This window comes from Chryseobacterium sp. FR054 (genome assembly GCF_056844565.1).
On sequence record NZ_JBXDSA010000007.1, the window covers coordinates 26,727 to 51,807 of the forward strand.

Here is a 25,081-nt window from a genome sequence, read left to right on the forward strand (position 1 = left end):
AAGATGAGTACATTACAAGATAAATATTCAAGTGTTGTTTCAGCAGCTCAGTCTGCAGGAATTTCAAACCTTCAGGTTCAGGAGCAGGACGGTATCCTTTATGTTTCAGGAAGTGCATCCAGTACTTCTGCAAAAGATGCCGTATGGAATGCTTTAGGAGCTATTGATTCTACTTATTCCGCTTCAGATATCAATATCGACGTACAGGTTGCCGGGCTGGCTTCCGGTGCTTCTTTAACGGTAGCTACGGAAGAATCTAATCTGAATATCAGACAGGAGCCTTCAACGGAAGCTGCTGTTGTAGGTAAAGCGGCAAAAGGTTCTGCGGTAACATTAATTGAGCAGACCTCTGACGACTGGTGGAAAGTAAAGACTGCTGACGGCCAGGAAGGCTATGCTTATTCAAGATATTTAAGAGCTTAATTTAAAAAAAAGTTAAACTTTAACAAATATTTGCCAAACATCTCCGAAAGGGGATGTTTTTTTATATTTTTACGCCTTTAAAAAAAACGATTATCCATGAAGAAACTATTATCGGTGCTGATGCTGGCATGTACGGTTCTGATTTTGCATGCCCAAAGCCTGCATATTGACGGAAAAGTATCAGATCCCGAGAAAAAAGCCGTAGAAAACGCAACGGTTTATCTCCTGAAAGAAAAAGACTCATCCATCATTAATTATACGGCAACCAATAAAGAAGGTAAGTTTTCCCTGAAAACCGATGCTGTAAATGAACCTTCTTTCCTGAAAGTTGATGCAGACAAGCTTCAGTCTTACTCCAAAAAGATAGAAAAGATCAGCCAGTCTATGACTTTGGGAGATATAGAGCTGGAAAAGGGTAAGGTGACCAGCATTGACGAGGTGAAAATTACCGTTTCTCCGGTAAAGATCAAGAAAGACACGATAGAATTCAATGCCTCCGCCATCAAGGTGCGCCCTGACAGCAAAATTGAGGAACTTCTGAAACAGATTCCCGGTGTAGAGATCAGTAACGAAGGAAAGATCACCGTAAACGGGAAGGAAGTAGACCAGATCATGATCAACGGAAAGCCTTTCTTTGATAAAGACGGTAAAATTGCCCTTCAGAATCTTCCGGCAGATATTATTAAAAATATCCAGTTTACCACCACCAAATCCAAAGAAGAGGAACTGAGCGGCAAGCCGGCGAAATCGAACAATACCACCATCAACTTCAATATCGACGAGAAAAAGAATAAAGGACTGATCTCCAGACTTACGGTGGGATACGGCTCTGATAAACGGTACGAAGGCAGCGCTCTTTTAAGCTATTTCAAAAAAGATACTAAAATAAGCTTACTTGCCGCCTCCAATAACATCAATTCCCAGGGGTTTTCGAATGATGAGGTTTTCGACAGTATGGGACACGGCCGTAATTCATGGCTGATGCAGGGAGGATCTGTTTCCACCGTGGGAAATACCACCTATTATACTTCCGGTGGGAATAATAAAGGAATACAAAGATCTACAACGGTAGGATTCAATTACAGTGACAAACTTGGAAAGGATGCTGATCTGGATACATTCAGCTTAATGTATGGAGACTCTGATCTGGAAACACGCTCTAAGGTTTCAAGAACCACCCTGCTTCCCCAGTTTACGCTGAAAACCAATTCTGAAAACAGTGGTGAAAGTGAAAATAAGCAGTACAGTTTCGATACTTCGGCAAAGATTAAACTGGATTCTCTGACCAGTATTTACATTTCACCGAGATTTAACACCTCCAGAAGCTTCAGTTCCAACAATTCAAGATCATCCACTTTCCAGGACAACAGCCTTCTGAACGAAAGTAACGCCTACTCCAGTACGGAATCTCTAAATAACTCCTTCAATCCTTATATCTATTTTTCTAAAAGCTTCAGGAAAAAAGGACGTTCAGTAAATGCCAAAATGAGCAGTTCCATCTCTGAATCCAGAAGGGACAACCTTAACCGCTCCGAAACTGTATTTTACGAGAACAGCAACGCGACCACTCCTGTGAGTGACAACAGAAACCAGCTGGCCAAAAACAAAAACCAAAACAACGAATATAATTTCGGGCTGGGATATGCTGAACCGATTTCAGATTCTGCATCCGTTAATTTTGAACTGAATTACAGCTCAAAAATAACCCGTGACCTGAGAGATGTGAACGATTTTGATACTGCTACCGGACTGTATAATGACTATAACACCCTGCTTTCCAACAGCATGAGACAGAAGATCAACAAGATCACTCCTGAACTTACTTTCAGCCTCAATAAAAAGAAAGTAAATATCTGGGCTTCTCTGGACCTTGATATTTCGGATATGAATGTTAATTCTGTTTTCAACGGACAGCAGTACAGCCTTCAGAAAAGTTTTGTGCTTCCGGGGTATAATGTGAATCTTAATTACGAGATCGCTCAAAACAAGAGGTTAAGCTTCTATCATTATGCAGACTTTACCATTCCCGGCGCAGAGCAGCTGACTCCTTATGAAGATACTTCCAATCCGCTTGTAACCTATACGGGTAATCCGGACCTGAAAAATACCTGGACCAATAACAGCTACCTGTATTTCAATAATTACAATATGGTAAAAAATATGAGTTATTATCTGAATATCGGGTTTACGTACAGGGATAATGATATCATTAATTATTCCAGGTATGACAGTGCAGGGAAACAGCTTGTTACGTATGATAATATAAGCGGTAACAAGAGTCTCAATGCGGGAGCCGGCTTCAGCAAAACTTTTAAATGGAAAGAAAACAAGATAACGATTGGCCCGAGATTCAATATGCTGTACAATTTCAATAAAGGGTTTATCAACGGGCAGTTCTTTACCAGTGATTCATACAGCATCAATCCGGGACTGAACCTTACTTATGAAATTAAAGACAAGGTGACGATAAAACCGTCTTACAGACTTGGATACAATTTTTCAAAATACACCAATTACAGTATTAACCAGGTGAATACCACCACCCAGGCCCTGAAGCTGGAACTCACGAATTACCTTTTCAAAAGCAGGCTGGTTTTCGGGAATGATTTCGAATACAATACCAACTCCAATATCGCTCCCGGCTTTAAAAGGGATTTCTATTTCTGGAATACGAGTTTAGGATATTCTTTCTTCAACAAACAGTTTACGGCAAAGGTGAAAATTTACGATGTCCTGAACCAGAACCAAAGTGTGAGAAGAACGATTTCCAATGCTTATTTTGAGGACCGTGAAGACCTTATCCTGAAGCGTTATGTAATGTTCTCGATCAGTATGAAACTTAATAAATTTGCAGGAAAGAAAGCACAGGGAAAATAACCCTCTTACCATATTCATTCAACAGCCGGAAATTCTCCGGCTGTTTTTTTTTGAATGGAAATGCTGTATTATTTTAATCACAAACATCTGGAAAATTTGTGGGAAAGTATTTTAAAAACCATAACAGACACAAAAAATTTTGACATCTGAGTGATCTTTAAATTTAAATACTTTGCATATAGAAGTTCTCTTAAAATTAAAACATACGATTTTTATCGGGGTGAGAATAGATCTGCTGAATCCGCAAAATCTGCGGGAGAAAAAATACTCACAAAAATCAGTGGAATCTGTAAGAAACTTTTGTAACCATAACAGACACAAAAAATTTTGACACCTGAGTGATCTTTAAATTTAAATACTTTGCATATAGAAGTTCAATTAAGATTAAAATCTACGATTTTTATCGGGGTGAGAACAGATCTGCTGAATCCGCAAAATCTGCGGGAGAAAAAATACTCACAAAAATCAGTGGAATCTGTAAGAAACTTTTGTAACCATAACAGACACAAAAAATTTTGACACCTGAGTAATCTTTAAATTTAAATACTTTGCATATAGAAGTTCAATTAAGATTAAAATCTACGATTTTAATCGAGCATCAAATAAAAAATCCGGTTAGATTATCTTTTTTCAGGGAAGAATTATAAGAGAAGATATCAGAAACGTATTTTTATTTCTAAATTAGCCGCAAATTTTATGTATGAAGATCCATGTTTCAATTTTATTCATTTTTCTTTTCATTTTTGGGAATGCCCAGAACGGAAATCAGAAAGATACTTTTGTAAAAGATAATTTCACCAAAAAGGAATTTTATATCCCGATGCGCGACGGAACGAAGCTTTTCACCGCAATCTATGTACCGAAAGATATTTCCGGCAAAAACAGATATCCGTTTCTTATTCAGAGAACCTGTTATAGTATTGCTCCTTACGGGGAAAATGAATATAAAACCAAATTGGGTCCTAACTCCTACCTGATGAAGGACAAATACATTTTTGTGTATCAGGATGTCCGCGGAAGATATATGAGTGAGGGAACATTCACAAATATGACCCCACAGACAGATCATAAGACCAAAAAGGATGTAGATGAAAGCACAGATACCTATGACACCATCGAATGGCTCCTGAAAAATGTAAAAGACAATAACGGAAAAGCAGGACAATACGGAACGTCCTACCCCGGTTTTTATACTGCCGTAGGTACACTGGCCCGGCACCCTGCTTTGGTAGCTTCTTCTCCCCAGGCTCCGATTTCCGATTTCTGGAATGATGATTTTCTTCATAACGGAAGGTTTATGCTGGGATATTTCAAAACATTCCCTGTTTTCGGGGTACAGAAAACCAAAGCTGAAAATAAAGCCTGGTATACCGGTTCCATGATTAAAGCCACCTCTGAAGACGGCCTGAAATTTTACAGGGATATGGGAACTCTGAAGGACGGGTATGAAAAATATTATAAAGACAACTTCTTCATGACCGAGATTATGAATCACCCCAATTACGATGAATTCTGGCAGAAGAGAGGACTTCTCCAGCATTTAAAAGACATAAAACATGCGGTAATGACTGTTGGGGGCTGGTTTGATGCTGAAGATCTTGCGGGACCTTTAAATATCTATAAAACGATTGAAAAGACGAGCCCGAAAGCCAGAAATACAATTGTAATGGGACCTTTCTCTCATGGAGGCTGGTCGCAGGAACAGGGAAAACATTTCCATAACCAGACCTATTTCGGAGACAGTATTGCTACCTATTACCAGAAAAATGTGGAAACGAAATTCTTCAGCCATTACCTGAAAGGAAACACGAAAGAAGATGCAGGACTTCCGGAAGCTCTGATGTATGATACCGGCTCCAAAGAATGGAGGGAGTTTGCATCTTATCCGCCTAAAAATGCTCAGAAAGTTAATTTCTATTTAGCGGATAAAACATTAAAGACAGCAGCCGGACAGGGCTATTCAGAATATTACAGCGATCCTGATAATCCCGTTTTGAGCTCTGACAATCTGAAAGACTTCAATGGCTTTACGCCGAGAAATTATATGTCGGAAGACCAGAGATTTGCAGTGGGAAGACCTGATGTACTGACTTTCACCACAGATGTTTTAACGGAAGACATTACTTTCGGAGGAGAGATCATGGCTAAACTGAATATCGCCTCTACCTCTACCGATGCAGATTTTGCGGTAAAACTGATCGATGTTTATCCTGAAGATTTCAAACCGAAAGAAAAGAAAGACGGGGTGATCTACGGAAATTATCACCAGATGGTAAGAAGTGAAATTATGCCTGCCCGATTCAGAAATTCAAAAGAAAAAGGGGAAGCACTGGTTCCGAATCAGAAAACAGCGGTGAATTTCAGACTGCAGGATGTAATGCATACCTTTAAAAAAGGCCATAAAATCCAGATCCAGATCAGCAGCACGTGGTTCCCTCTGTTTGCACTGAATCCACAGAAGTTTCTTGAAAATCCAAATTTTGCAACAAAGGAGGATTATACAAAAGCATTCATTAAAATTTATGATGACAGTTCTATTGAAGCTGACATCCTGAAATAAAGAATCAAAAAGGTGGCTGAGGTTTTCAAAGCCACCTTTTTTATTCACGGATTCCGTTGATTATGTGGAAATGTTATTAAATTTCTGCATTAAAGGGTTTTACTAGGAACTCTTTTTTGTTTTTTTCTCGCGGATTTTGCAGATTGAGCAGATTTTTTTTATTGATGGCTAAATAAATCTTAAGTGACCTTCTATATGCAAAGTTTTTAACTTAAAAAAATCACTAAAGTGTAAATCTTTTGTGCCTTTTGACTACGTTGAACCTTCGGTTTGTGGTTAAGAAAGCTTCCCTCAGATACCACAGCTGCCTGCAGGCATTCCTTCCTGAGTTCCCTTATATCAGGCAGGAGTATTATTCTTCAATAGTTCTGAAGGTAAGATTTACTCTTGGTGTTTTTATTTTTGTGGTGGGAGGAAGTCGGTGAAGCCAGTTTTCCTGGGTTGTTCCTTTCATCACCAGCAGGCTTCCGTTTTCAAGGAATATTTCTACTTTTTCTTTTGAGGTCTTATGTTTAAAGAGAAACTTTCTCTCGGCTCCGAATGTCAGGGAAGCAATGGCACCGTGTTTTCTGAGGTCTTTCTCTCCATCGCTGTGATAGGCCATTCCTTCACTTCCGTCATGGTACAGATTCAGAAGGCAGGAATTGTAGGTTTCTCCTGATATTTCCTCACACATGCGTTTTAATTCTAACAATTCAGGAGTCCAGGGTTTTGCATATTTTGTCCGTTTGGAATAGGTATATTCGAATGCTTTTTCGCCGAACCAGGCTACTTTCCTTTTGGTTAAAATCAATTTTCCCATAATAACAGCTTCATCATGTTCCCACGGAATCCGGTGAAACAGATAATCATAAAATACATCTGACTGTTCTCCGGAAAATACCTTTCCATAATAATGAACCGTTCCGTCATGCGGAAGGATACTGAGCGGGTAATCTGATATTTCTTCGAACAGGCTCATCATAATTCAGAAAATTTAATAATGGGTAATGTATACATAATTTTTATACAGTCATTCATAATTAGCTACAAAAAATAAATAATAACGAGTACAACAACAATAGCCAGCAGCAATAGTTTTAGCAGGTCATATAATTTTAAAATTCATTGATCTTTGCTGCAATATGGAATTTTTATTCATTCCCGGAAATCCAAAGGTAAGATAAAACACAGATAAACGGCTCCTCTTTCATAAATGAATCATCGTCAGTAAGATTTAGCCAGGTCTGTTAAGAAAAAGAATGGCCTTTACGAATACACAAGTGCGCTTTCCCAGCCTACGATCAGCTGTTTCCTCTCACTTCCCCATTTGTAACCGCCGATATTTCCGGTAGACTGAATCACCCGGTGACAAGGGATAAGAAAAGCTACCGGATTGCTGCCGATGGCTGTTCCCACTGCTCTTGAAGCCTTAGGATTTCCTATTTTCCCGGCCAGACTGCCATAGGTAGACAGCTTTCCCATAGGAATAGTCAGTAAACTTTCCCAGACTTTCAGCTGAAAATCGGTGCCCTTTAAGTGTAGTTTAATGGTATTGAGCTTCGTCCAGTCTTTGTGAAAGATAGACAGTGCATTCTGCTGGAGCGCGTCCTGCTTTTCAAAAAAGGAAGCATTGGGAAATGTCTGTTTCAAATTTCCCAATGCTGTTTCTTTATCGTCTTCAAAAGCCATATAGCAAATTCCTTTTGCCGTAGAGGCGGTTATTACATTTCCAAAAGGACTTTCGGAGAAACTGTAATTGATGCTGAGGCTTTTTCCGCCGTTTTTATATTCTGCCGGAGACATTCCTTCCACTTTCACAAAAAGGTCATGAAGCCTGCTTGTGCTGGAAAATCCTGTCTCGTATGCTGTATCAAATAAACTTGCTTTTTCTTCCTTCAATAAATTTTTAGCGTGTTCAAGACTGATGAACTGCAAAAATTTTTTCGGACTTGTTCCTGCCCATTCTGTAAATATCTTCTGAAAATGAGCCGGGCTCAGATGAACTTTCTCTGCCACTTCATCCAAATTAGGCTGAAGCCTGAAATTACCCCGGATATATTCTATCGCTTTGGCAATCCTGTTATAATCGATCTGATTTTGTGTGGACATAATATTCTGTTTTTATTACCTCACAAATTTCCAAAGAATATACGGCTGAAAAAATCCGATTCCTGCGGAATTTTAGTTGTTATTATAGATATCGTTGTAAGCAAGCATTTTGTAATATAGCTTTGCTGCCAGGAAAGCCGTTGGTTTAGCCATCGGAGAATCCATTAATTCTACAATATCAAAAGCCACGACGTTACACTTTTCAAATACTTTTCTCAGCAGCTCCAATGTTGGATACCACGCCAGGCCTCCGGGTTCAGGGGTTCCCGTAGAAGGGGCAATAGAAGGATCGAAAGCATCAAGGTCTATGGTGATGTATACATTTCCCGATACTTTTTCCAGAACATCATTGATCCAGTTTTCATTGTTGGCAATCTCATGGGCAAAGAATACTCTTCCTTCCGGCAGGTACTGTGCCTCTTCCGCATCCATAGAACGGATTCCCACCTGCACCAGATTATGCTTCTGGTTGGCTTCAAAAACAGCACAGGCGTGATTGGAAGTGGAACCATGAAACTCGGGACGTAAGTCTGTATGAGCATCCAGCTGAAGAACCGTTAAATTTTCAAATTTTTCACCTACTGCACGGATAGAACCGATAGAAACAGAATGTTCTCCGCCAAAAAGGGTAAATATCTTTCCTTCATTCTTCAAAAGCTCTTTTGTCTTCTGATAAACGGCTTCTGTCATCGCTTCAGGAGTAGAATTTTCAGAAACTTCTCCGGCCAGATATACTCCCTGAAGATAAGGCTCTGTCTGTGTTTCTATATCATAAAGCTCCATATTTTCAGAAGCGTTCAGGAATAGCTCAGGCCCTTTATCGGCTCCTTTTCCCCATGTGGAGGTTCCGTCATAAGGAACGGTAACCAGCATAATCTTCGAGTTTTCTAACGTTGCGTTTTCTTCAGGAATTCCTGCGTATGTTCTCATGTTTTATTTAAAAATTTAAATGATGATAAGATTGAAATATTTACCGCAAAGATACAAAGAAAAGTGATGAGTTGAAGTTCAGAGTTCAAGGTTGGTATTCAATGTGAGGTGTTCAATGCTTAAAGTTCAATACTTTTAAGGCTGCCCCCATTATTATTACCTGTCTGTCATCTATCCGTCTATTATCTATCCGTCTATCATCTATCATCTATCATCTATTATCTATCATCTATCATCTATCATCTCTATCCGTCTCTCCCTTTCCTCCCATCAAATAAATACCTATTTTTGTAAAAAACTTCAGAATATGTCCTTAAAAGCTGTTCTTTTTGATATGGATGGGGTGATCGTAGATACAGAACCCCTGCATAGAAAAGCTTATTTCAAAACATTTGACGAACTGGAAATCGCTGTTTCCGAAGATCTTTACACTTCTTTTACAGGAGCTTCTACCAAGAGAGTCTGCGAAACGCTGATCCGGCAGTATAACTTATCTCATACCCACGAAGCCATTGCCGGCATCAAACGGGCTCATTTCAAAGATTACTTTGATAACGATGAAGAATTCGACCTGATTTCCGGGGTAAGAGAACTGATTATGCATTATCATGAGAACGGAATTAAACTTATTCTTGCTTCTTCTGCAACAATGACTACAATCAATATGGTTTTTGAGAAATTCGGGCTTGAAAAATACTTCAGCGGAAAAATAAGCGGTGCCGATCTTAAAGAATCAAAACCTCATCCCGAAGTTTTCTTATTAGCTGCTGAAATGGCTGGGGAACCTACTGAAAACTGTATGGTTATAGAAGATTCCACGAACGGAATTCTTGCGGCGCACAGGGCAAAAATCTTCTGTTCGGCATACAGAAGCCCGCATTCTAAAAATCAGGATTACACGTTGGCTGATGTTGTCGTTTCTGATTATGAAGACCTCCGGATCGATAAAATTTCAAAATATTTTTAAACAGCAAAAGCTCTCAGAGATTGAGAGCTTTTTGTTTTTATATACGTTTTGGCTGAAGCCAATGCATTATTTATATCCAAGAAGTCTTAAAACATCTTCAGGTTCCTGTTTTTCACGGAAAATTTCATACTGAAGTTCTCCGTTTTCATCTTTCTGGATCAGGACGTGTCTTGGCTGAGGCATCAGGCAGTGGTGTACCCCTCCGTACCCTCCGATGGTTTCCTGGTACGCTCCTGTATGGAAAAATCCGATATAAAGAGGTTTGGTATCACTGAAAACAGGAAGATAGATGGCATTGGTATGCTGTTCAGAGTTGTAATAATCATCAGAATCACACGTAAGCCCGCCTAAAAACACTCTTTCATAAGTATCTTCCCATCTGTTGAGCGGAAGCATGATAAAGTGTCTTGAAATGGCCCACGTATCAGGAAGTGTGGTCATGAATGAAGAATCGATCATATTCCACTTCTCTCTGTCGTTCTGGCGTTTCTGGGAGATGATTTTATAAAGGTTGGCACCACTTTCTCCAACGGTAAAGCTTCCGAATTCCGTATAAATATTCGGTTCTTCCACCCCTTCTTCTTCACAGAATTTCTTGATCTGGGAAACGATCTCTTCTACCATGTACTGATAGTCGTAATCGAAGTTCAGGGAAGTTTTGATCGGGAAACCGCCGCCGATATTCAGGGAATCCACTTCCGGAGCGATTTTCTTCAGACGTGCATACACACGGAGACATTTATACAGTTCGTTCCAGTAGTATGAAGTATCTTTGATTCCCGTATTGATGAAGAAGTGAAGCATCTTCAGTCTTGCGTTCGGATGTTCCGCAATCTTCTGGCTGTAATACGGAATAATATCTTTATATCCTATTCCCAGTCTTGAAGTATAAAATTCAAATTTCGGTTCTTCTTCCGAGGCTATTCTGATCCCGATATTGAATGTGGAATCGATGCTTTCCGTAAGTTTATCCAGCTCGCGGTAATTATCCAGGATCGGGGTAATGTTTTCAAAACCGCTGTTGATCATATCCGAAATTTTGGTCAGATAATCATCTGTTTTAAAGCCGTTACAGATCACTTCAATATCTTTATCTACTTTCCCTTTATCGTAAAGAGATTTTACGATATCCATATCGTAGGCGGAAGAGGTCTCAATAGAGATTTCATTTTTCAGGGCTTCCTCAAGAACAAAATTGAAATGACTGGACTTGGTACAGTAACAGTAGGTATAATTCTTTTTATATTCGGTTTTCTCAAAAGCTTCCTTAAACCAGCCTTTCGCTTTCTGGATATTTTGAGAAATTCTCGGCAGGTAGCTTATCTTAAGCGGAGTGCCAAATTTTTCAACGACTTCCATCAAAGGAATATCGTGAAATAACAAATTGTTCTCAGAAACATTAAATTCCTCCGTAGGAAAATATAATGTCTGATCAATAAGTTCCGAGTACTTTATTTTCATTTCTAAACAAGTGAATTAAGAAATGCAAAATTGCTAAAAAAGTTTGATTTCTGAGCGTTAAATTTATTATAATTTTCTTCAGAAATTCAGATACATCCTTTTACCTGCATTTGCCGGAATATCTTATGCTGCCATCTTCAGTATCCATATAAAATGGAATAATACGGAGATTGAAAAGCAAATAATTTCAAGACACTGTTTTTCATCAGCGAAACAAAAAACACACAAAACCCTTTATATCAGACAGTTTTAATGATTTTGAATGAAAATTATAAACCTTTTTCAACTCAAAAACGAAATATATTTATATTTCACATTATTATCAGTTAAATTATAAAAATAACACAACAAATTAATTAAATAAATGAATTTAATTCAATTTTTAGTGATTTTATTTTGCATATTCATTTTTTTTATTCGTTATTTACAATTCAAAAAAAACAAAATTTTATGAAAAAAAACCTACTTTTAGCCGCCATGTTATTTTCGGTGGGTGCTGTTGCACAAAACCGTCTTGAAGTGGTAAGTAATTTTCTGAAAACAACAGCAGTGAATCAGAAAATAATCAGCTCTCCGGTTGAATACAATGTCATCAATGATCATGAAACAATTAACGGGGCCGAGTATGTAAAAGTGCAGCAAAAAATCAATGGAATTCCTGTTTACCAGACTTTTGGAACATTTTCATTAAAAAACGGAAAGGTACAGAATTTCAACAATAATTTTGTTGCTTTCCCGAAAGGCAAAATGTTAGCATCATCTCCTGGACTACAAGCTGCCGAAGCTGTTGAAAGATTTGCACGGAAATCAGGGAAAAATTTCATTCTTATTAAAAACACCGATGATCTCGAAAAAAACACAGAACAATTAAAACAGAAAATTACAGGTAATGATGTTGCTTTCATAGAAAATTCACCCTCCTACCTTGTATATTATAACCACAACAATCAGCTGAAACTCGCCTGGCTTTTACTTACAGATATTAAGACACCAGGGGCAGCCGATGAACACGGCCATCAGATTTCTGCTTTTGAAACGGTAATCGATGCCCAAACCGGAGATTTATTATCAAAAAATTCCATCATCAATTCCTGTACATTTGAACCTGGTTTTCAGAATAAGAATGTTTACCAAAACGATCCGAAGGATTTTGAATGGATCACTAAAGAATATCAGACCGCACCTTATTCGGGGGATGGCTCTTACCGGGTAGTTCCCGCGAACTTTAACAGTCCGCTTGATCATGCCTATACCCTGCTGAGCAATGTTACAGATCCAACGGCTTCCGTTGAAGGCTGGCATAAAAAACTGAGCTATGCCACCAATCCCGCAGTGACTGATGAATATACTATTGGCAACAACTCACATGTCGGATATGATCTAAACGGAGCGTATAGTGATTTGATAGGTTCGCTGGGAGCATTCGCTCTTTTCATGAATAAATCATCTATTAAAAACGAAACAAAAGGAAATAATTACGTCTTCGATTTCCAGAATCCCGGAAATTCAACGAACTATAATCCTCTTGCATACACTGATCTTGCCAGTACCCAGATGTTTTATTCAACTAATTTTATTCATGATATACTTTATTATCATGGCTTTACACCTGCGGCAGGAAGTTTCCAGGCTAATACGGGAGAAGGCAATAATTTAATAGGATTTACGACATCAGGCTTAGGACAGACCAGATCTGTAAATAATGCAGTGATGGGATATTCTGCCTCACTGTTAAAAAATCCTACTTCACTATTCTTTACTTTCGAGACGCCCAATAATGCCGGAGTAATGAGTATTTCCCAGGGACCTATGGCCGGGCATTATCAGGGGATAATGGGAAATAACAACTTTCCATATACCACATCCAATGTTACAGGAGATCTTGTTTTATACAACGACGGAGCCGGTGGGGACCCGAATGACGGATGCGAGGCAGCTGTCAATTCTTCTGAATTTGCCAATAAGATCGTTGCAGTGAACAGAGGTACCTGTAATTTTTCTGATAAGGTAAATAAAATCAAGGATTTTAATCCTAAAGGAATTATAATTCTCAATAACCTAGCAACTGATATGTCCGGTGCTATTGATACAGGTACTCCCTCTTTAATGATACCGGTAGTCGGAGTGAACAAAGGGATCGGTGATCAGATCCGGACTGCCCTGGGAAGTAATCAGACCGTTACCTCTACTCTTCCGGGTGCAGGTTTTGCTATTACCAAAAGAAACGGCGGTTTAGACAGCCAGGTCATCCTGCATGAATACACCCATGCCGTAAGCAAGCGCCTGATGAATGATGCCCAGACCGGAGAAGAACAGATGGGAGAAGGCTGGAGCGATTATTTCGCCATTAATCTCACCCAACAGCCAAGCCAGACAGCCACTGATCAGATCAATATGGGTTCCTATGCATTCGGTGGCGGGGGTATGCGTATACTTCCCTATACTACGAATATGTCTGTAAATCCTCACACTTATGATTATCTGAAAATAATAGGTCCCGGTAGCAGTCTGATGCATCCAACAGGTTATTTGTGGGCATTGATGTTGTGGGAAATGCATTGGGCACTGGTTAACAAATACGGTTTCAATCCGGATATTAAAGGATCAACCGGAGGAAATAATATTGCACTCAATCTGGTTATCCAGGGTATGAAAACCGGAGTACCGAATCCAGGATTCGTAGATGGAAGAAACGCCATTCTGCAGGCCGATGACGCTTTATACGGAGGACAGAACAAATGTGACATCTGGAGAGCCTTCGCCAAAAGAGGATTAGGATACAGTGCCATACAGGGAACTTCAGCTTCACGTACAGACGGCACCGAAGCATTTGATATGCCTCCTGCCAATGTTCTGAACTGCCCTACACTGGCTGTGAACGAAGTTATCAAAAATGAACTGTCTATATTCCCTAATCCGGCCAAAGACGTTGTATACATCAATACCAAAGATAAATTAAGCAAAGCAGAATTTATTGATATGGCCGGACGTGTGATCTCAAGACAAAATCTTCAGCAGGAAGGAAATAAAGCACAGGTTAACACTTCTGATTTACTTAAAGGAACCTATATCCTGAAGATTTATACTGAAAAAGGTGAGATCACTAAAAAAGTGATTAAAAATTAGATCACTCAAATACTTATAAGGCGCTTATTCATCCGATTATACTGAAGCCGGGGCAGAAAATATTCTGTTCCGGCTTTTTACAGCCTGTCAATCCGTAAACTTTCTGATATATTCTTCCCTCTGAGGGTCGGAAATTCCCAGAACCACCCTTATATACTCATCTGCTGAACCGTACTTTTTATGGATCTCATCAAATGCAGCATCTAAATATCTCTTTTCTACCCAGCTCAATTTTTCCAGCACCTGAATATCCATTTTCGGATAGAGAAAGTGGAGCGTGTTCGCAAGACCCAACCTCTTCTTTACAAGCACTTCCCTGTAATTATTAGATAAAAGATATTCATTGTAAACAGTTGCCCTGTCGAATTTCAGGATGGTAAGAATCAGTGCTGTAATCAGCCCTGTTCTGTCTTTACCTGCTGTACAGTGATAGAGAACAGGATGATCCGATTCAAGAATTTCAGTAATGATCTTCTTGATTATTTCAGGATTTTCTGTGACATATTCACGGTAAAAATCTATCATTTTCTGATCTGCATCAGAACCATTTACTTTCCCTTTCAATACAAGCTTTTTAGCCTGATCCAGCTGATCTCCCTCATCTTCAAAAGCAGAATAATTCCTGTATACAATGCCTTCCGGAAGATGATCCGGTTTCTGAGCAATTTCTTTTGAGTTTCTGAGATCAATAATCTCTTTGATTCCCAGATTCCGGAGCTTATCAAATGATTTCTTTTGAAGCTGATGAAGATGACCGCTTCTGTAAAACAAACCCGGTTTTAAAGTTCTTCCGTCGGTATTTCTGATATTTCCAGTCGTTCTGAAATTAACAACTTTCTTTATTACAGATTCTTTTTCTACTCCATTAACTCCATATTCAGGTTTCTCAAAATGCTGTGATGTACAGGAGAGAGCACTGTATAATGAAATACACACGGCTGATATTCTGACAAGTTTTTTCATTATTCAATTCGGACCTGAAAATAACAGGTTTTTGATGCTTTTATTGGTTACGCTTCATACAAATTTACGGAAACAGAATTTGCCAGGCTTTGGGATGATATTATATAGGCGGATTAAAGTCTGCCTCTATTGAATAGATTTTATATACCAGACCTTTGTGTATATCTTTAATATACCTGATTTCCTGCTGTTATTGAGACTTCAGATAAGTATTGCCTACAAAAATGAGCAGATCTCCTTTTTCGTATTCAATAGAAACCTCATCCTCTATGGCAAAATTGCGGGTCAGCAGATTGGCGGTTACATTTGCATTTCCATTATTCAAAGGCCAGTTCAGCCCTCTTGTGGTGATGTTTTCTACAAACGGAAAGGGATAGAGTGAAATCAGCCTGCCTTTCACTCCTTTAATCACAAAGTTTTTCGGAATGAAATAATATTCTGAAAATTCATCATAAAATTTAATATTCATGCGGTCTTTAAAACGGTAAGCTACCGTAAGATTTCCTAAAAAATGATCCTGCTCTCCTCCGCTTCCTCCCAATACATCTACATGGGTACAACCCCGCTCCAGAATAATATCCAGTGCTTTATGAAAATCTGTTCTTTCCTGATCGGGAGTATGGATAAATTTACCTTCATAGATATTTTCATCTGATCCGATATGGGAATCAAAATCGCCGGAGATAAAATCCAGCTTATCTAAAGGGAAATTCAGATCTTTCAGATAATGAAAAGCACCGTCTGTACAGGCAATAAGATTATAATTTTCCGGATCGGGAAAAGATGCCGGAGCTTTTCCGTTGATGAACAGTAATGCTTTATCTTTCATTCGGATTCCAGTATTCCTCCGGTTCACTGTTCAGTTTGGATACATATCTGGCCAGTACGAAAAGATAATCTGAAAGACGGTTCAGGTATTTGATCAGTTCCGGACGCACCTCTTCGGATTCATTTAAAAATACAAGAGAGCGTTCTGCCCTTCTGCAGATAGTTCTTGCCGCATGTAAAAATGTTGCCGGTTTTCCTCCTCCCGGAAGAATAAAATACTGAAGAGGTTCCAGTTTTTCATCAAAGGCATCCATCCACTGCTCCAGTTCTTCAATTTCTGTTTCTGAAATCACCAATGGCAGACGGGATTTTCCGTTGGCCAACATGAGTTTATCCACCGGAGTTGCCGCTTCAGAACCTACCGTAAAGAGATCAAACTGAATTTTCTTTAACTGCTTCAATACTTCTTCATCCTCAATGTGGCTTTTAGCAATCCCGATAAAGGAATTAAGTTCGTCAATATTTCCGTAACTGTCCACTCTTGCACTGGCTTTGGATACTCTCGTTCCTCCATACAATGCAGTCTGTCCTTTATCTCCTGTTTTTGTATAAATTTTCATAGGCACTAAAATACCTATTTTTTATACAATCTGCAATGTACTTCTGATTTTAATCGTACACCGGTAAGGAAATTAAAATGCCCTCCAAACTTCAAATGTACAGGGTTCCCAATATAAAATATTTCATTCCGGAACAGTCTTTTAACTTTTAAAAGAATTTGACGGCATATAAAAGGCAGGCTGTGATAAAAGATAAGATGCAATAAATAAAATACATCATGATGTAATAAGAGAATTTCTGTTCCTTACCGGTAAAAAAGTTAATCACCACCAAAGCTATGGTAAGCAAAAATCCGGCACCCACGGAACAAATACCTAAAAGAAGGTAAACATCACTTTCATTAAATATACTAATATCAGACATAATTCAAATTGGCATCAGGAGTTTAAATGTAGAAGGCCGGAAATTGTTTTCAGTTACAGATATTTTTATCCCGAACCGAGATAATTATATTAAATGTAACCAGATCTCCTGTCATCATTATTTACTGATTTCTACGTATTGTATGACGGTCCGGTTTTTGGGATTATAGATGATCGTACTGTTGTAAGGAAACCTTTTCAGCTTGTAATATTCTATATTTTTATCGTTTTTAATGTCTTCCAGGAAGCTGGTATCAAAGGTATTTTCGGGAAGGAATTTAGAGATAAAGCTTATTTTATCAATGATGCTCTGCCCGTCAATTTTACGGGCTGTTTTATCAGATTTGCTTTCATCCGTGGAGGGTCTGCTTTCAAGAAAAGGGAGCAATACTGAGATATCTGATTTATACTTTAGAACATACCCCTCAGAACCGTTGGGAAATTTGAATTTCTTTCCGGTGTCTTCCGTTACAATTGCTTTTTCTGCCCCGGGAAATACTTCACTGAACTTTACATCCTGCGAGTTGGTTAAAGAATTGATGGATTCGTTTACCGTTTTCTTCACGGTTTCCTCTACAGCCTGCTGTGCTTTCTGCTGCACGGTTTCTGTTGTTTTCTGAACAGTCTGGTCTATTTTTTCTTCTATCTTGTTACAGGATGCCAGTAAAAACACAGGAATAACGGACAAAATATACTTCTTCATCTTTAATGATTTCTTTATGATATACTTTCCTGTTAACGCAAAAACCAGTCCGTAAATTTCAACGGAATAAAAATATTTTCAATCTAAAAAATCCTGCTGACAAACTGTTGTCATAACCCCGGCTTACCTTTGTATCAACAATAACAAACAAAAACGATACAATTATGACAACTACCGCAACAATCACAAAACAATTCATGACATCCGGACAGTTATTAGAGCACTGGCAGGGGCACAGAAACCTGACAAGAAGAGTTATTGAAGCTTTTCCTGAAAAAGAATTATTTGAATTTTCCGTAGGCGGCATGAGACCTTTTGCCAAACTGGCCGTAGAACTGATCAGCATCGGAGGACCTGCTCTGAAAGGAATCATTGAAAAAAATATGGAAGCCTATAACGAAGAAGGCTTCAACCCTAAAACCAAAGAAGACATCTTAAAGAAATGGGATGAAGAGACGGAAGTGATCAATCATTATTTCAGTCAGATCACGGAAGAGCGTTTCCAGGAAACATTCAATCTGTTCGGGCAGTATGAATTCCCGGTATATCAGAACATTCTTTATTTTGTAGACAACGAAATCCATCACCGTGGGCAGGGGTATGTTTACCTCAGAGCTTTGGGAATTGAGCCGCCGTTCTTCTGGGAAAGATTCTAGTATAGCAAAATAAAGGCGAAAAGTGAACCGGCCGGTAAAACTTTTTATTCTTCAATAATAATCATATCAAATTAAACTGCAACAAAACTCATTTTACAGTTTTTGCTACCGGTTTGCAATTTTGCCTTTTCATTTTTTATCACAATATTATTCAGCTAAATCATTATTGCCTTAACCTCAGCACAGCAGTGCTGGGGTTTTTACTGATGTTTATCTGAGATTCTTGAAATGAGATCATTTAATTTCAGCCTGAGACTTTCCGGTTCCAGAACCGTTGCATAATCGGCAAAGGTAATCAGCCAGCGGGGAAAGCCTTCCTTGATCCATTCTGTTTCAAAAGTCAGTTCCACTCCATCCTCTCTTTCCGTTTCTTCAGTTAAACCATAGTATTTTTTTGAATTGACCAGGTGCCCCATAATTTTTTTATCTACCAGCAGCTTCACTTTGGTCTTATTGCCATTTCCGCTTTTCCTGTAATCATTGATCTGGCCGTATTCCTGCAGAAATGGAATCTGGGTTTTCATAATCTGAAGAATTCTGTCTACCCGGAACTGCCTGAAATCTTTTCTCAGGGTACAGAATGCCATAATATACCAGTAATTGAATTCAAAAAATACGCCTACCGCTTCAATAGTCCTGTCTGTAACCCTGGAATCTACTGTTTTATACTCAATCATCAGCTGGGTTTTATCGGCAATGCTTTCCAGGATTGTCGGCAGGACATTTTTAACATGATCTTCCGGTCCGGCATGATGACTGAAGACATCAATCTGTTTCTCGATATTCCGGATCAGGTTTTTATCCGAATGTCTCAGTACGGAACGCACCTTTTCCATCGCTGTCTGATAATGGTTTCCCAAGCTCTGATGGGAGAATTTCTGCATCAGTTTTTCAGCGGTAATAAAGCTTAACACCTCTTCTTTGGTAAACATCACCGGCGGAAGTTTATAGCCGTCCATCAGGGAATAGCCGTTTCCGGCCTCTCCAATAATCGGAATCCCTGCATTTTCAAGGGTTTTCACATCACGGTAGATCGTTCTGATACTGACATCGAATTTTTCTGCCAGGTCCTGTGCTCTGACTGTCGGTTTCGACTGCAGTTGCGTGAGAATAGCCGTTACCCTGTCCAGTTTTTTAAGATAGTGATCGTTCATAATTGCTCAGGCAAATCTATTATTCTTTTTTGATCTTCCGAAGATAAAATCAGCAGTTTTTTAATTTTCTAATTCTCTTTAAAGGTATTGACCAGCTTATCCAGATTCAGACTTCTGGCGGATGCATCAAAAATCTCCCGGTAGGTTCCGTTAGCCAGTACCAGCTCATCATGAGTACCGCTTTCCACCACTCTTCCTTTTTTCATCACATAAATTTTATCAGAATCCAGGATCTGGGAAAGGGAGTGGGAAATAATGATCACGGTACGTCCTTCCTTAATGGCATCCAGTGAATTTTTGATCTGCTCGGTAGCAATAGCATCCAGACTGGCGGTTGGCTCATCAAGGAAAATAACCGGAGGATTCTTCAGGAATAACCGGGCAATGGCAATTCTCTGCTGCTGCCCTCCTGAAAGCTGTGTCGCATCATGCTGATAACCGTCCGGAAGATCCAGGATCTGATCATGCAGATAAGCTTTTCTCGCTGCTTCCTGAATTTCGTCAAAACCCGCATTCATATCCCCATATCTGATATTATCTTCTATACTTCCCTGGAAAATATGGTTTCTCTGAAGCACCAGGCCGAGGTCATTCCTCAGAAAGGTATTGTTATATTCATTTAAATTCACACCATCCAAAGATATTTCCCCGGAATCAGGAAGATAAAATTTACACAGAAGATTGATCACCGTTGATTTTCCGGCTCCGCTCAGTCCTACCAGTGCTGTGGTTTTTCCGTTTTCGAATTTCATGGAAACATCATGCAGGGCCTGTGTTCCGTTCGGATAGCTAAAATTCACATTCTTCAATTCGAAGGTTCCTTTGATCTGTTTTTCTACAAAAGTTCCGTTCTGCTCGGTTTCATCGTCAGCGTTCAGGATGTCAAAATAACCTTCCGCATAGATCATGGCATCGTTCATATCATCATAGATCCTGTGCAGCTGGCGGATAGGTGCCGAAACGTTGTTGAACAGCATGATATGAAGCATAATAGCTCCGATCGTCATCTGCTGATCCAGCACAAGATACACCGTCAGAAGAATAATCAGAACCACTCCAAACTGTTCGATAAAAGTTTTTAATCCGTCGTAAATAAAGTTTGTTTTCCGGGTAAACATCTGGCTTTCCATGAGCTCCATCTGAAGATCATACTGCTTTTTTCCTTCAAATTTTTCCCGGACAAAACTTTTGATGACCATGATCGAATTGATCAGGTTCAGCAGGCCGGAAGTTTTTCTTTCTCTCTGATTTCTCAGCTGCCGTCTTACTCCGCTCAGTTTTTTAGCCTGTAAAGAGCTGATGTAAAAATAGATCGGAACAATGATCGTAGAAACCATGCCCACATATACATTCTGCATATACATAATGATAAGTGCTATGATCGCGTTGGAAAAAAGCGGAAGAATGTCAATGAAAAAATTCTGTACCAGCTTTGTCAGGCTTTCAATTCCGCGGTCTATCCTGATCTGCAGTTTTCCGGACTCGTGATTTTCATCGTTAAAATAAGCCACCTTATACGTAAGAATCTTATCAATTGCCGACTGTGCCAGAACGGAACTCACATTGATCCTTATTTTTTCCCCATAAAATTTCTGTCCGAAATTGATGAAGATATTAAGGAGCTCTTTTCCGAGTAAAATAACAGAGATCACAACAAGAATATGAATTCCTTCTGACATCGGATGTGGAAGATGGGTAAGCTTTGTGACCTCATCCACTGTATATTTCAGCACAATCGGATTGACCTGTGCAGCGAGGGCTCCCAAAAAAGTAAGGAATAAGGTCCCATAGATCATTAACCGGTAAGGTCTGATAAAAGGAACAAGCTGTTTATAAATTCCGAATAAAGTAACTGTTCTGTTAAAAGGTTTTGCCATAGAATTTATTTTAACTGAAAAACGTACCGTTTCTGAAGAGAAGGTACGTTTTATTCTATTTTTCAGCAAATATTTATTTTCTTTTTGCTTTAGTTTCAGGAGATGTGTAGGCCGGTATCAGTTTTTGCATCTTTTTCCGGGCATAGTTTTTTAGCTGTAAAAGTTAAAAAAACGATATAAAACCAATATTTTGCCACCATTGCGATAAAAATAAAGAGTTATCCCTCGTAGAAATACGTTGTCAGGTAATGCAGTTCAGGTTTGCCGGCCGCTTTGGATTCTGCTTCAGCATGTTCAAGGGAATACATGGCGGTCAGTTCTTTTTTTTGGAAAACAAAGGAGTTGTTGGCATTTTTATCAACTACATCGTTGAAGATATGTTCAATCTCTGAATTGCCTAATGAAGCAAAACCGATGTCTTCGAAACCATACATTAATCTCAGGTCGTCAAACTGGCTGAAATGATTGTCTACAAACCCCTGAAGCTGGGATTTGGAATCAAAATTTCCTGCCCAGATATTGTAGACGTATTTTTTCTTTTTCGGTTTGTCCAGAATACTCTGGTATACGAAGTTTTCCCCCAGATAAGCTTCTCTTACCTGCGGATCATTGGCCAGGTCTTCAGGAAGTCCTTCTTTCAGGATCTTTCCTTCAAACATAATGTATGTTTTGTTGGTGATCGCCAGGGTTTGCTGTACGTTGTGGTCGGTAATAAGGATCCCGATATTTTTGTCCACAAGGCTTCTTACGATCTTCTGGATATCTTCTACCGCAATCGGGTCAACTCCAGCGAAAGGCTCATCAAGAAGGATAAAGTTCGGGCTTGTAGCCAGACATCTTGCGATCTCGGTACGTCTTCTTTCTCCTCCTGAAAGAAGATCTCCCCGGTTTTTACGGACGTGCTGCAATGAAAACTCTTCGATCAGCTCATCGCATTTGATCTGCTGTTCACGCTTTGAGAGCTTGGTAAGCTGTAAAACGCCCATGATATTTTCTTCCACGGACAGTTTTCTGAAAACGGAGGCTTCCTGAGCCAGATATCCGATACCCTTTTGGGCACGCCGGTACATGGCATCGGTAGTGATTTCCTGTTTATCAAGGAAAATTTTTCCTGAAGTAGGCTTTACCAGTCCTACGATCATATAAAATGAAGTGGTTTTTCCGGCTCCGTTCGGGCCCAGCAAACCAACAATTTCGCCCTGTTGAACCTGTACAGAAACGCCTTTTACCACTTTTTTAGGACCGTATTCCTTGATCAAATTTTCTCCTCGTAAAATCATAGCGCAAATATAGAAAAGTAAACGAATAAAGTAAACCTTTTTATTAACATTTAACTTGTTTCCTCGTCTGAAAAATCAGGTGATAAACATCGGAAAATTACCAGACTTTACTTAATTTTAACCCACCAAACCAAGAATTTAATTATGATGCAAAGCAACCAAGAACTTACAGACCTGCTGGCGCTGGACCTCGGCATTAATATCGTCAACAGACGCCCTTATGCCAAAGAAGTTTTCAAATGGCAGGATATGGACCTTCTTCCCCACTCTTCAGCAGATACCTTATTATGTGAAATCTTTGAATGGAACGGAAGAAACTGGCGGACAACGGGAAATAACCTCATCGGTTATCTATTTTCAGACGGAATGCTGAATACAGTGAAAGAACAGCTCATCCATACCCCAAAACATCCTGCCCTGATTCCCGATTTTGAATTCACGAAAGACAGCATGATCGAATACGGACTTTCGTTACCTTCTTTATTCAATATCGGTGTGAACGGAAATATCAGAAATGCAAAAAGTTTTTCAGTACGGGTAAACGGGGTTACCAGATCCAGAGTCACCAATATTGATTCTCCCGGAATTGAAATTCTGAAGAGCTATTCTTCATTCACTCAAAGCAAATCCAAGACCTACCGGAAAAATATTAAGTTTAATTATTTGAGTACCTCTCTTTTCTATGCCGAAAGTGTGGAAATTTACCTGGAAAAAGAATCTGCGGTTGGACTGAATGTAAGTTTTCAGACCCAGAATGTGGAAGTAGATGCTAAAATCGATACGGATACTACAAAACATTTTGTCCTGAAATATTCCGGAAACCAGGCTCCTTTTGCCGCAAAATTCACCAAAGGAAAAGATTTCAACATCATGTGATAAAATTTTATTATTTTAGACTTACCAAAAGTCTAAAAAAATTGATTATGAAAAAACTCACGAAAAAAGATCTGAAAAAGATCAACGGCGGAGACATAAGACCGCCTGATCGTAATGGAAACTGTCCTGCAGGATGGTATTTGTGCCCTACGAATATCTGTGTGGATGATGACGGAGGCAATAATCCGATTTATCCGGGCCATCCCCATTATCACGCCTGTTTCGGCTATTAAAGAACAAAACACCTCAATTTCTGAGGTGTTTCTTTTTTATAAGGGACAATATATTTATTTATTTAAAAGCATTGCCGCTTCTTTGGCAAAATAAGTAAAGATCATATCTGCTCCGGCTCTTTTGAAGCAGGTAAGGCTTTCAATGATTGTTTTATCGTTATCCAGCCAGCCGTTCTGGGCTGCCGCTTTTACCATTGCATATTCTCCACTTACGTTATAAACAGCAATCGGAAGTTCAATAGCTTCGCGCACTTTGGAAACGATATCCAGGTAAGGAAGTCCGGGTTTGATCATGATGATGTCTGCTCCTTCTTCGATATCTTTATAGACTTCATTCAATGCTTCACGGGAGTTGTGGAAATCCATCTGATATGTCTTTTTATCTTTCGGAATCTCCATATTGTCTTTCGGAGCGCTGTCCAGAGCACTTCTGAACGGTCCGTAGAATGAACTTGCATATTTCGCGGAATAGCTCAGGATTCCTACATCTGTAAATCCGCTTTCTTCCAAAGCTTCACGGATAACCTGTACTCTTCCGTCCATCATATCGCTTGGTGCCACAATGTCAGCTCCTGCTTCTGCATGTGACACAGACATTCTGGCCAATGCATCATTGGTAGCATCATTGATGATTTTTCCGTTTTCTATGATTCCGTCATGTCCGTAAATGGAATAAGGATCCAGTGCCACATCAGGCATTACGATCATTTCCGGAACGGCATCTTTAATCGCTCTGATGGTTTTCTGCATCAGTCCGTCTCTGTTCCACGCTTCTTTTCCTGTATTGTCTTTCAGATGTTCAGACACTTTCATGTACAGATTGACCGATTTTATGCCCAAAGAAAATAATTCCTTACATTCTTTCACTGTCAGATCGATGCTCCTTCTGAAAATTCCCGGCATCGACGGGATTGCTTCCTGCTGGTTTTCGCCCTCCATTACGAAGATAGGCATTACAAAATCATCCGTTGTAAGCACATTTTCTCTTACCAAACTTCTGATGGATCCGTTCACTCTAAGCCTTCTATTTCTTGAATGTATCATTTTGGAATACTTTTTGAATAAGTTTATGCAAATTTACTACAAGTTCAATAAAAAACTATTGCATGGAATTGTAGAATTTGTTATTTTTGTTTTAATACATTCGAGAAAT

At 39.2% G+C, this 25,081-nt stretch carries 19 protein-coding genes and 1 pseudogene; 8 read left to right on the forward strand and 12 right to left on the reverse strand.

Features of this window, described 5'->3' with window-relative positions:
* The first annotated feature begins 3 nt into the window (after positions 1–3).
* The 3 genes from AC106S_RS22270 to AC106S_RS22280 all read left to right on the forward strand — a co-directional run bounded on the left by AC106S_RS22270 (position 4) and on the right by AC106S_RS22280 (position 5,860).
* The gene (locus tag AC106S_RS22270; RefSeq protein WP_482442039.1) at positions 4–423 is read left to right on the forward strand and encodes an SH3 domain-containing protein; all 420 of its coding nucleotides are present in this window, start codon (positions 4–6) and stop codon (positions 421–423) included.
* A 96-nt stretch (positions 424–519) separates the two neighbouring features.
* A complete protein-coding gene (locus tag AC106S_RS22275; RefSeq protein WP_482442040.1) occupies positions 520–3,300 on the forward strand; it encodes an outer membrane beta-barrel protein in 2,781 nt (926 codons plus the stop codon).
* Positions 3,301–4,000: 700 nt separating this feature from the next.
* Entirely contained in the window at positions 4,001–5,860 is a 1,860-nt protein-coding gene (locus tag AC106S_RS22280) for a CocE/NonD family hydrolase (protein WP_482442041.1), read from the forward strand.
* Positions 5,861–6,212: 352 nt separating this feature from the next.
* Here the strand turns inward: AC106S_RS22280 and AC106S_RS22285 are convergent, their stop codons facing one another.
* The 3 genes from AC106S_RS22285 to speB all read right to left on the reverse strand — a co-directional run bounded on the left by AC106S_RS22285 (position 6,213) and on the right by speB (position 8,881).
* Positions 6,213–6,821: an alpha-ketoglutarate-dependent dioxygenase AlkB family protein gene (locus tag AC106S_RS22285; RefSeq protein WP_482442189.1), complete on the reverse strand. Its 609-nt coding sequence runs from the start codon at positions 6,819–6,821 to the stop codon at positions 6,213–6,215.
* A gap of 287 nt (positions 6,822–7,108) precedes the next feature.
* The gene (locus AC106S_RS22290) at positions 7,109–7,951 is read right to left on the reverse strand and encodes a bifunctional helix-turn-helix domain-containing protein/methylated-DNA--[protein]-cysteine S-methyltransferase (protein ID WP_482442042.1); all 843 of its coding nucleotides are present in this window, start codon (positions 7,949–7,951) and stop codon (positions 7,109–7,111) included.
* Positions 7,952–8,023: 72 nt separating this feature from the next.
* Entirely contained in the window at positions 8,024–8,881 is an 858-nt protein-coding gene (gene speB, locus AC106S_RS22295; protein WP_482442043.1) for an agmatinase, read from the reverse strand.
* A gap of 307 nt (positions 8,882–9,188) precedes the next feature.
* On the opposite strand from speB, the gene AC106S_RS22300 reads away from it, so the two are divergent.
* On the forward strand, positions 9,189–9,848 hold the full coding sequence (locus tag AC106S_RS22300; RefSeq protein ID WP_482442044.1) for an HAD family hydrolase: 660 nt from the start codon (positions 9,189–9,191) through the stop codon (positions 9,846–9,848).
* Positions 9,849–9,914: 66 nt separating this feature from the next.
* Here AC106S_RS22300 and AC106S_RS22305 read toward each other — a convergent pair whose 3' ends face one another.
* Entirely contained in the window at positions 9,915–11,309 is a 1,395-nt protein-coding gene (locus tag AC106S_RS22305; RefSeq protein WP_482442046.1) for a type III PLP-dependent enzyme domain-containing protein, read from the reverse strand.
* A 450-nt stretch (positions 11,310–11,759) separates the two neighbouring features.
* Between AC106S_RS22305 and AC106S_RS22310 the strand changes: the two genes are divergently transcribed.
* Entirely contained in the window at positions 11,760–14,435 is a 2,676-nt protein-coding gene (locus AC106S_RS22310) for a M36 family metallopeptidase (RefSeq protein ID WP_482442047.1), read from the forward strand.
* An 87-nt stretch (positions 14,436–14,522) separates the two neighbouring features.
* Here AC106S_RS22310 and AC106S_RS22315 read toward each other — a convergent pair whose 3' ends face one another.
* From AC106S_RS22315 to AC106S_RS22330, 4 genes are all read right to left on the reverse strand, one after another.
* On the reverse strand, positions 14,523–15,398 hold the full coding sequence (locus AC106S_RS22315; protein ID WP_482442049.1) for a tyrosine-protein phosphatase: 876 nt from the start codon (positions 15,396–15,398) through the stop codon (positions 14,523–14,525).
* A gap of 190 nt (positions 15,399–15,588) precedes the next feature.
* Positions 15,589–16,227 carry a thiamine diphosphokinase gene (locus AC106S_RS22320; protein ID WP_482442051.1) on the reverse strand — a complete coding sequence of 213 codons (639 nt, stop codon included), beginning with the start codon at positions 16,225–16,227 and terminating at the stop codon, positions 15,589–15,591.
* Complete coding sequence (locus AC106S_RS22325; RefSeq protein WP_482442052.1) at positions 16,217–16,786, reverse strand: cob(I)yrinic acid a,c-diamide adenosyltransferase; 570 nt, start codon at positions 16,784–16,786, stop codon at positions 16,217–16,219. Before AC106S_RS22325 ends, AC106S_RS22320 begins: the two co-directional genes overlap by 11 nt.
* A 481-nt stretch (positions 16,787–17,267) precedes the next feature.
* Positions 17,268–17,852, reverse strand: a complete 585-nt coding sequence (locus tag AC106S_RS22330; protein WP_482442053.1) for a hypothetical protein — start codon at positions 17,850–17,852, stop codon at positions 17,268–17,270.
* 164 nt (positions 17,853–18,016) lie between these two features.
* On the opposite strand from AC106S_RS22330, the gene AC106S_RS22335 reads away from it, so the two are divergent.
* Entirely contained in the window at positions 18,017–18,508 is a 492-nt protein-coding gene (locus AC106S_RS22335) for a DinB family protein (protein WP_482442054.1), read from the forward strand.
* Between the two features lie 200 nt (positions 18,509–18,708).
* Here the strand turns inward: AC106S_RS22335 and AC106S_RS22340 are convergent, their stop codons facing one another.
* The 3 genes and pseudogenes from AC106S_RS22340 to lptB all read right to left on the reverse strand — a co-directional run.
* Positions 18,709–19,662, reverse strand: coding sequence for a helix-turn-helix transcriptional regulator (locus AC106S_RS22340; RefSeq protein WP_482442055.1), 954 nt, complete (start codon positions 19,660–19,662; stop codon positions 18,709–18,711).
* A gap of 68 nt (positions 19,663–19,730) precedes the next feature.
* Complete coding sequence (locus tag AC106S_RS22345) at positions 19,731–21,458, reverse strand: ABC transporter ATP-binding protein (protein WP_482442191.1); 1,728 nt, start codon at positions 21,456–21,458, stop codon at positions 19,731–19,733.
* Positions 21,459–22,093: 635 nt separating this feature from the next.
* Positions 22,094–22,819 (reverse strand): annotated as a pseudogene (gene lptB / locus AC106S_RS22350) (LPS export ABC transporter ATP-binding protein); the annotation flags it as partial.
* 144 nt (positions 22,820–22,963) lie between these two features.
* On the opposite strand from lptB, the gene AC106S_RS22355 reads away from it, so the two are divergent.
* Together AC106S_RS22355 and AC106S_RS22360 are read left to right on the forward strand one after the other, a co-directional pair.
* Positions 22,964–23,695 (forward strand): hypothetical protein, encoded by a 732-nt coding sequence (locus AC106S_RS22355; RefSeq protein ID WP_482442056.1) that lies wholly within the window; start codon positions 22,964–22,966, stop codon positions 23,693–23,695.
* A 47-nt stretch (positions 23,696–23,742) separates the two neighbouring features.
* Positions 23,743–23,928, forward strand: coding sequence for a bacteriocin (locus tag AC106S_RS22360; protein ID WP_482442058.1), 186 nt, complete (start codon positions 23,743–23,745; stop codon positions 23,926–23,928).
* A 54-nt stretch (positions 23,929–23,982) separates the two neighbouring features.
* Here AC106S_RS22360 and hemB read toward each other — a convergent pair whose 3' ends face one another.
* Positions 23,983–24,972, reverse strand: a complete 990-nt coding sequence (hemB, locus tag AC106S_RS22365) for a porphobilinogen synthase (RefSeq protein ID WP_482442060.1) — start codon at positions 24,970–24,972, stop codon at positions 23,983–23,985.
* Between the last annotated feature and the right edge of the window lie 109 nt (positions 24,973–25,081).

What these genes read in the sequence shown, in the direction of transcription:
- AC106S_RS22270 (WP_482442039.1), top strand. Translation starts at nt 4, where the DNA reads ATGAGTACATTACAAGATAAATATTCAAGTGTTGTTTCAGCAGCTCAG.
- AC106S_RS22275 (WP_482442040.1), top strand. Translation starts at nt 520, where the DNA reads ATGAAGAAACTATTATCGGTGCTGATGCTGGCATGTACGGTTCTGATT.
- AC106S_RS22280 (WP_482442041.1), top strand. Translation starts at nt 4,001, where the DNA reads ATGAAGATCCATGTTTCAATTTTATTCATTTTTCTTTTCATTTTTGGG.
- AC106S_RS22285 (WP_482442189.1), bottom strand. Translation starts at nt 6,821, where the DNA reads ATGAGCCTGTTCGAAGAAATATCAGATTACCCGCTCAGTATCCTTCCG.
- AC106S_RS22290 (WP_482442042.1), bottom strand. Translation starts at nt 7,951, where the DNA reads ATGTCCACACAAAATCAGATCGATTATAACAGGATTGCCAAAGCGATA.
- speB (WP_482442043.1), bottom strand. Translation starts at nt 8,881, where the DNA reads ATGAGAACATACGCAGGAATTCCTGAAGAAAACGCAACGTTAGAAAAC.
- AC106S_RS22300 (WP_482442044.1), top strand. Translation starts at nt 9,189, where the DNA reads ATGTCCTTAAAAGCTGTTCTTTTTGATATGGATGGGGTGATCGTAGAT.
- AC106S_RS22305 (WP_482442046.1), bottom strand. Translation starts at nt 11,309, where the DNA reads ATGAAAATAAAGTACTCGGAACTTATTGATCAGACATTATATTTTCCT.
- AC106S_RS22310 (WP_482442047.1), top strand. Translation starts at nt 11,760, where the DNA reads ATGAAAAAAAACCTACTTTTAGCCGCCATGTTATTTTCGGTGGGTGCT.
- AC106S_RS22315 (WP_482442049.1), bottom strand. Translation starts at nt 15,398, where the DNA reads ATGAAAAAACTTGTCAGAATATCAGCCGTGTGTATTTCATTATACAGT.
- AC106S_RS22320 (WP_482442051.1), bottom strand. Translation starts at nt 16,227, where the DNA reads ATGAAAGATAAAGCATTACTGTTCATCAACGGAAAAGCTCCGGCATCT.
- AC106S_RS22325 (WP_482442052.1), bottom strand. Translation starts at nt 16,786, where the DNA reads ATGAAAATTTATACAAAAACAGGAGATAAAGGACAGACTGCATTGTAT.
- AC106S_RS22330 (WP_482442053.1), bottom strand. Translation starts at nt 17,852, where the DNA reads ATGAAGAAGTATATTTTGTCCGTTATTCCTGTGTTTTTACTGGCATCC.
- AC106S_RS22335 (WP_482442054.1), top strand. Translation starts at nt 18,017, where the DNA reads ATGACAACTACCGCAACAATCACAAAACAATTCATGACATCCGGACAG.
- AC106S_RS22340 (WP_482442055.1), bottom strand. Translation starts at nt 19,662, where the DNA reads ATGAACGATCACTATCTTAAAAAACTGGACAGGGTAACGGCTATTCTC.
- AC106S_RS22345 (WP_482442191.1), bottom strand. Translation starts at nt 21,458, where the DNA reads ATGATCTATGGGACCTTATTCCTTACTTTTTTGGGAGCCCTCGCTGCA.
- AC106S_RS22355 (WP_482442056.1), top strand. Translation starts at nt 22,964, where the DNA reads ATGATGCAAAGCAACCAAGAACTTACAGACCTGCTGGCGCTGGACCTC.
- AC106S_RS22360 (WP_482442058.1), top strand. Translation starts at nt 23,743, where the DNA reads ATGAAAAAACTCACGAAAAAAGATCTGAAAAAGATCAACGGCGGAGAC.
- hemB (WP_482442060.1), bottom strand. Translation starts at nt 24,972, where the DNA reads ATGATACATTCAAGAAATAGAAGGCTTAGAGTGAACGGATCCATCAGA.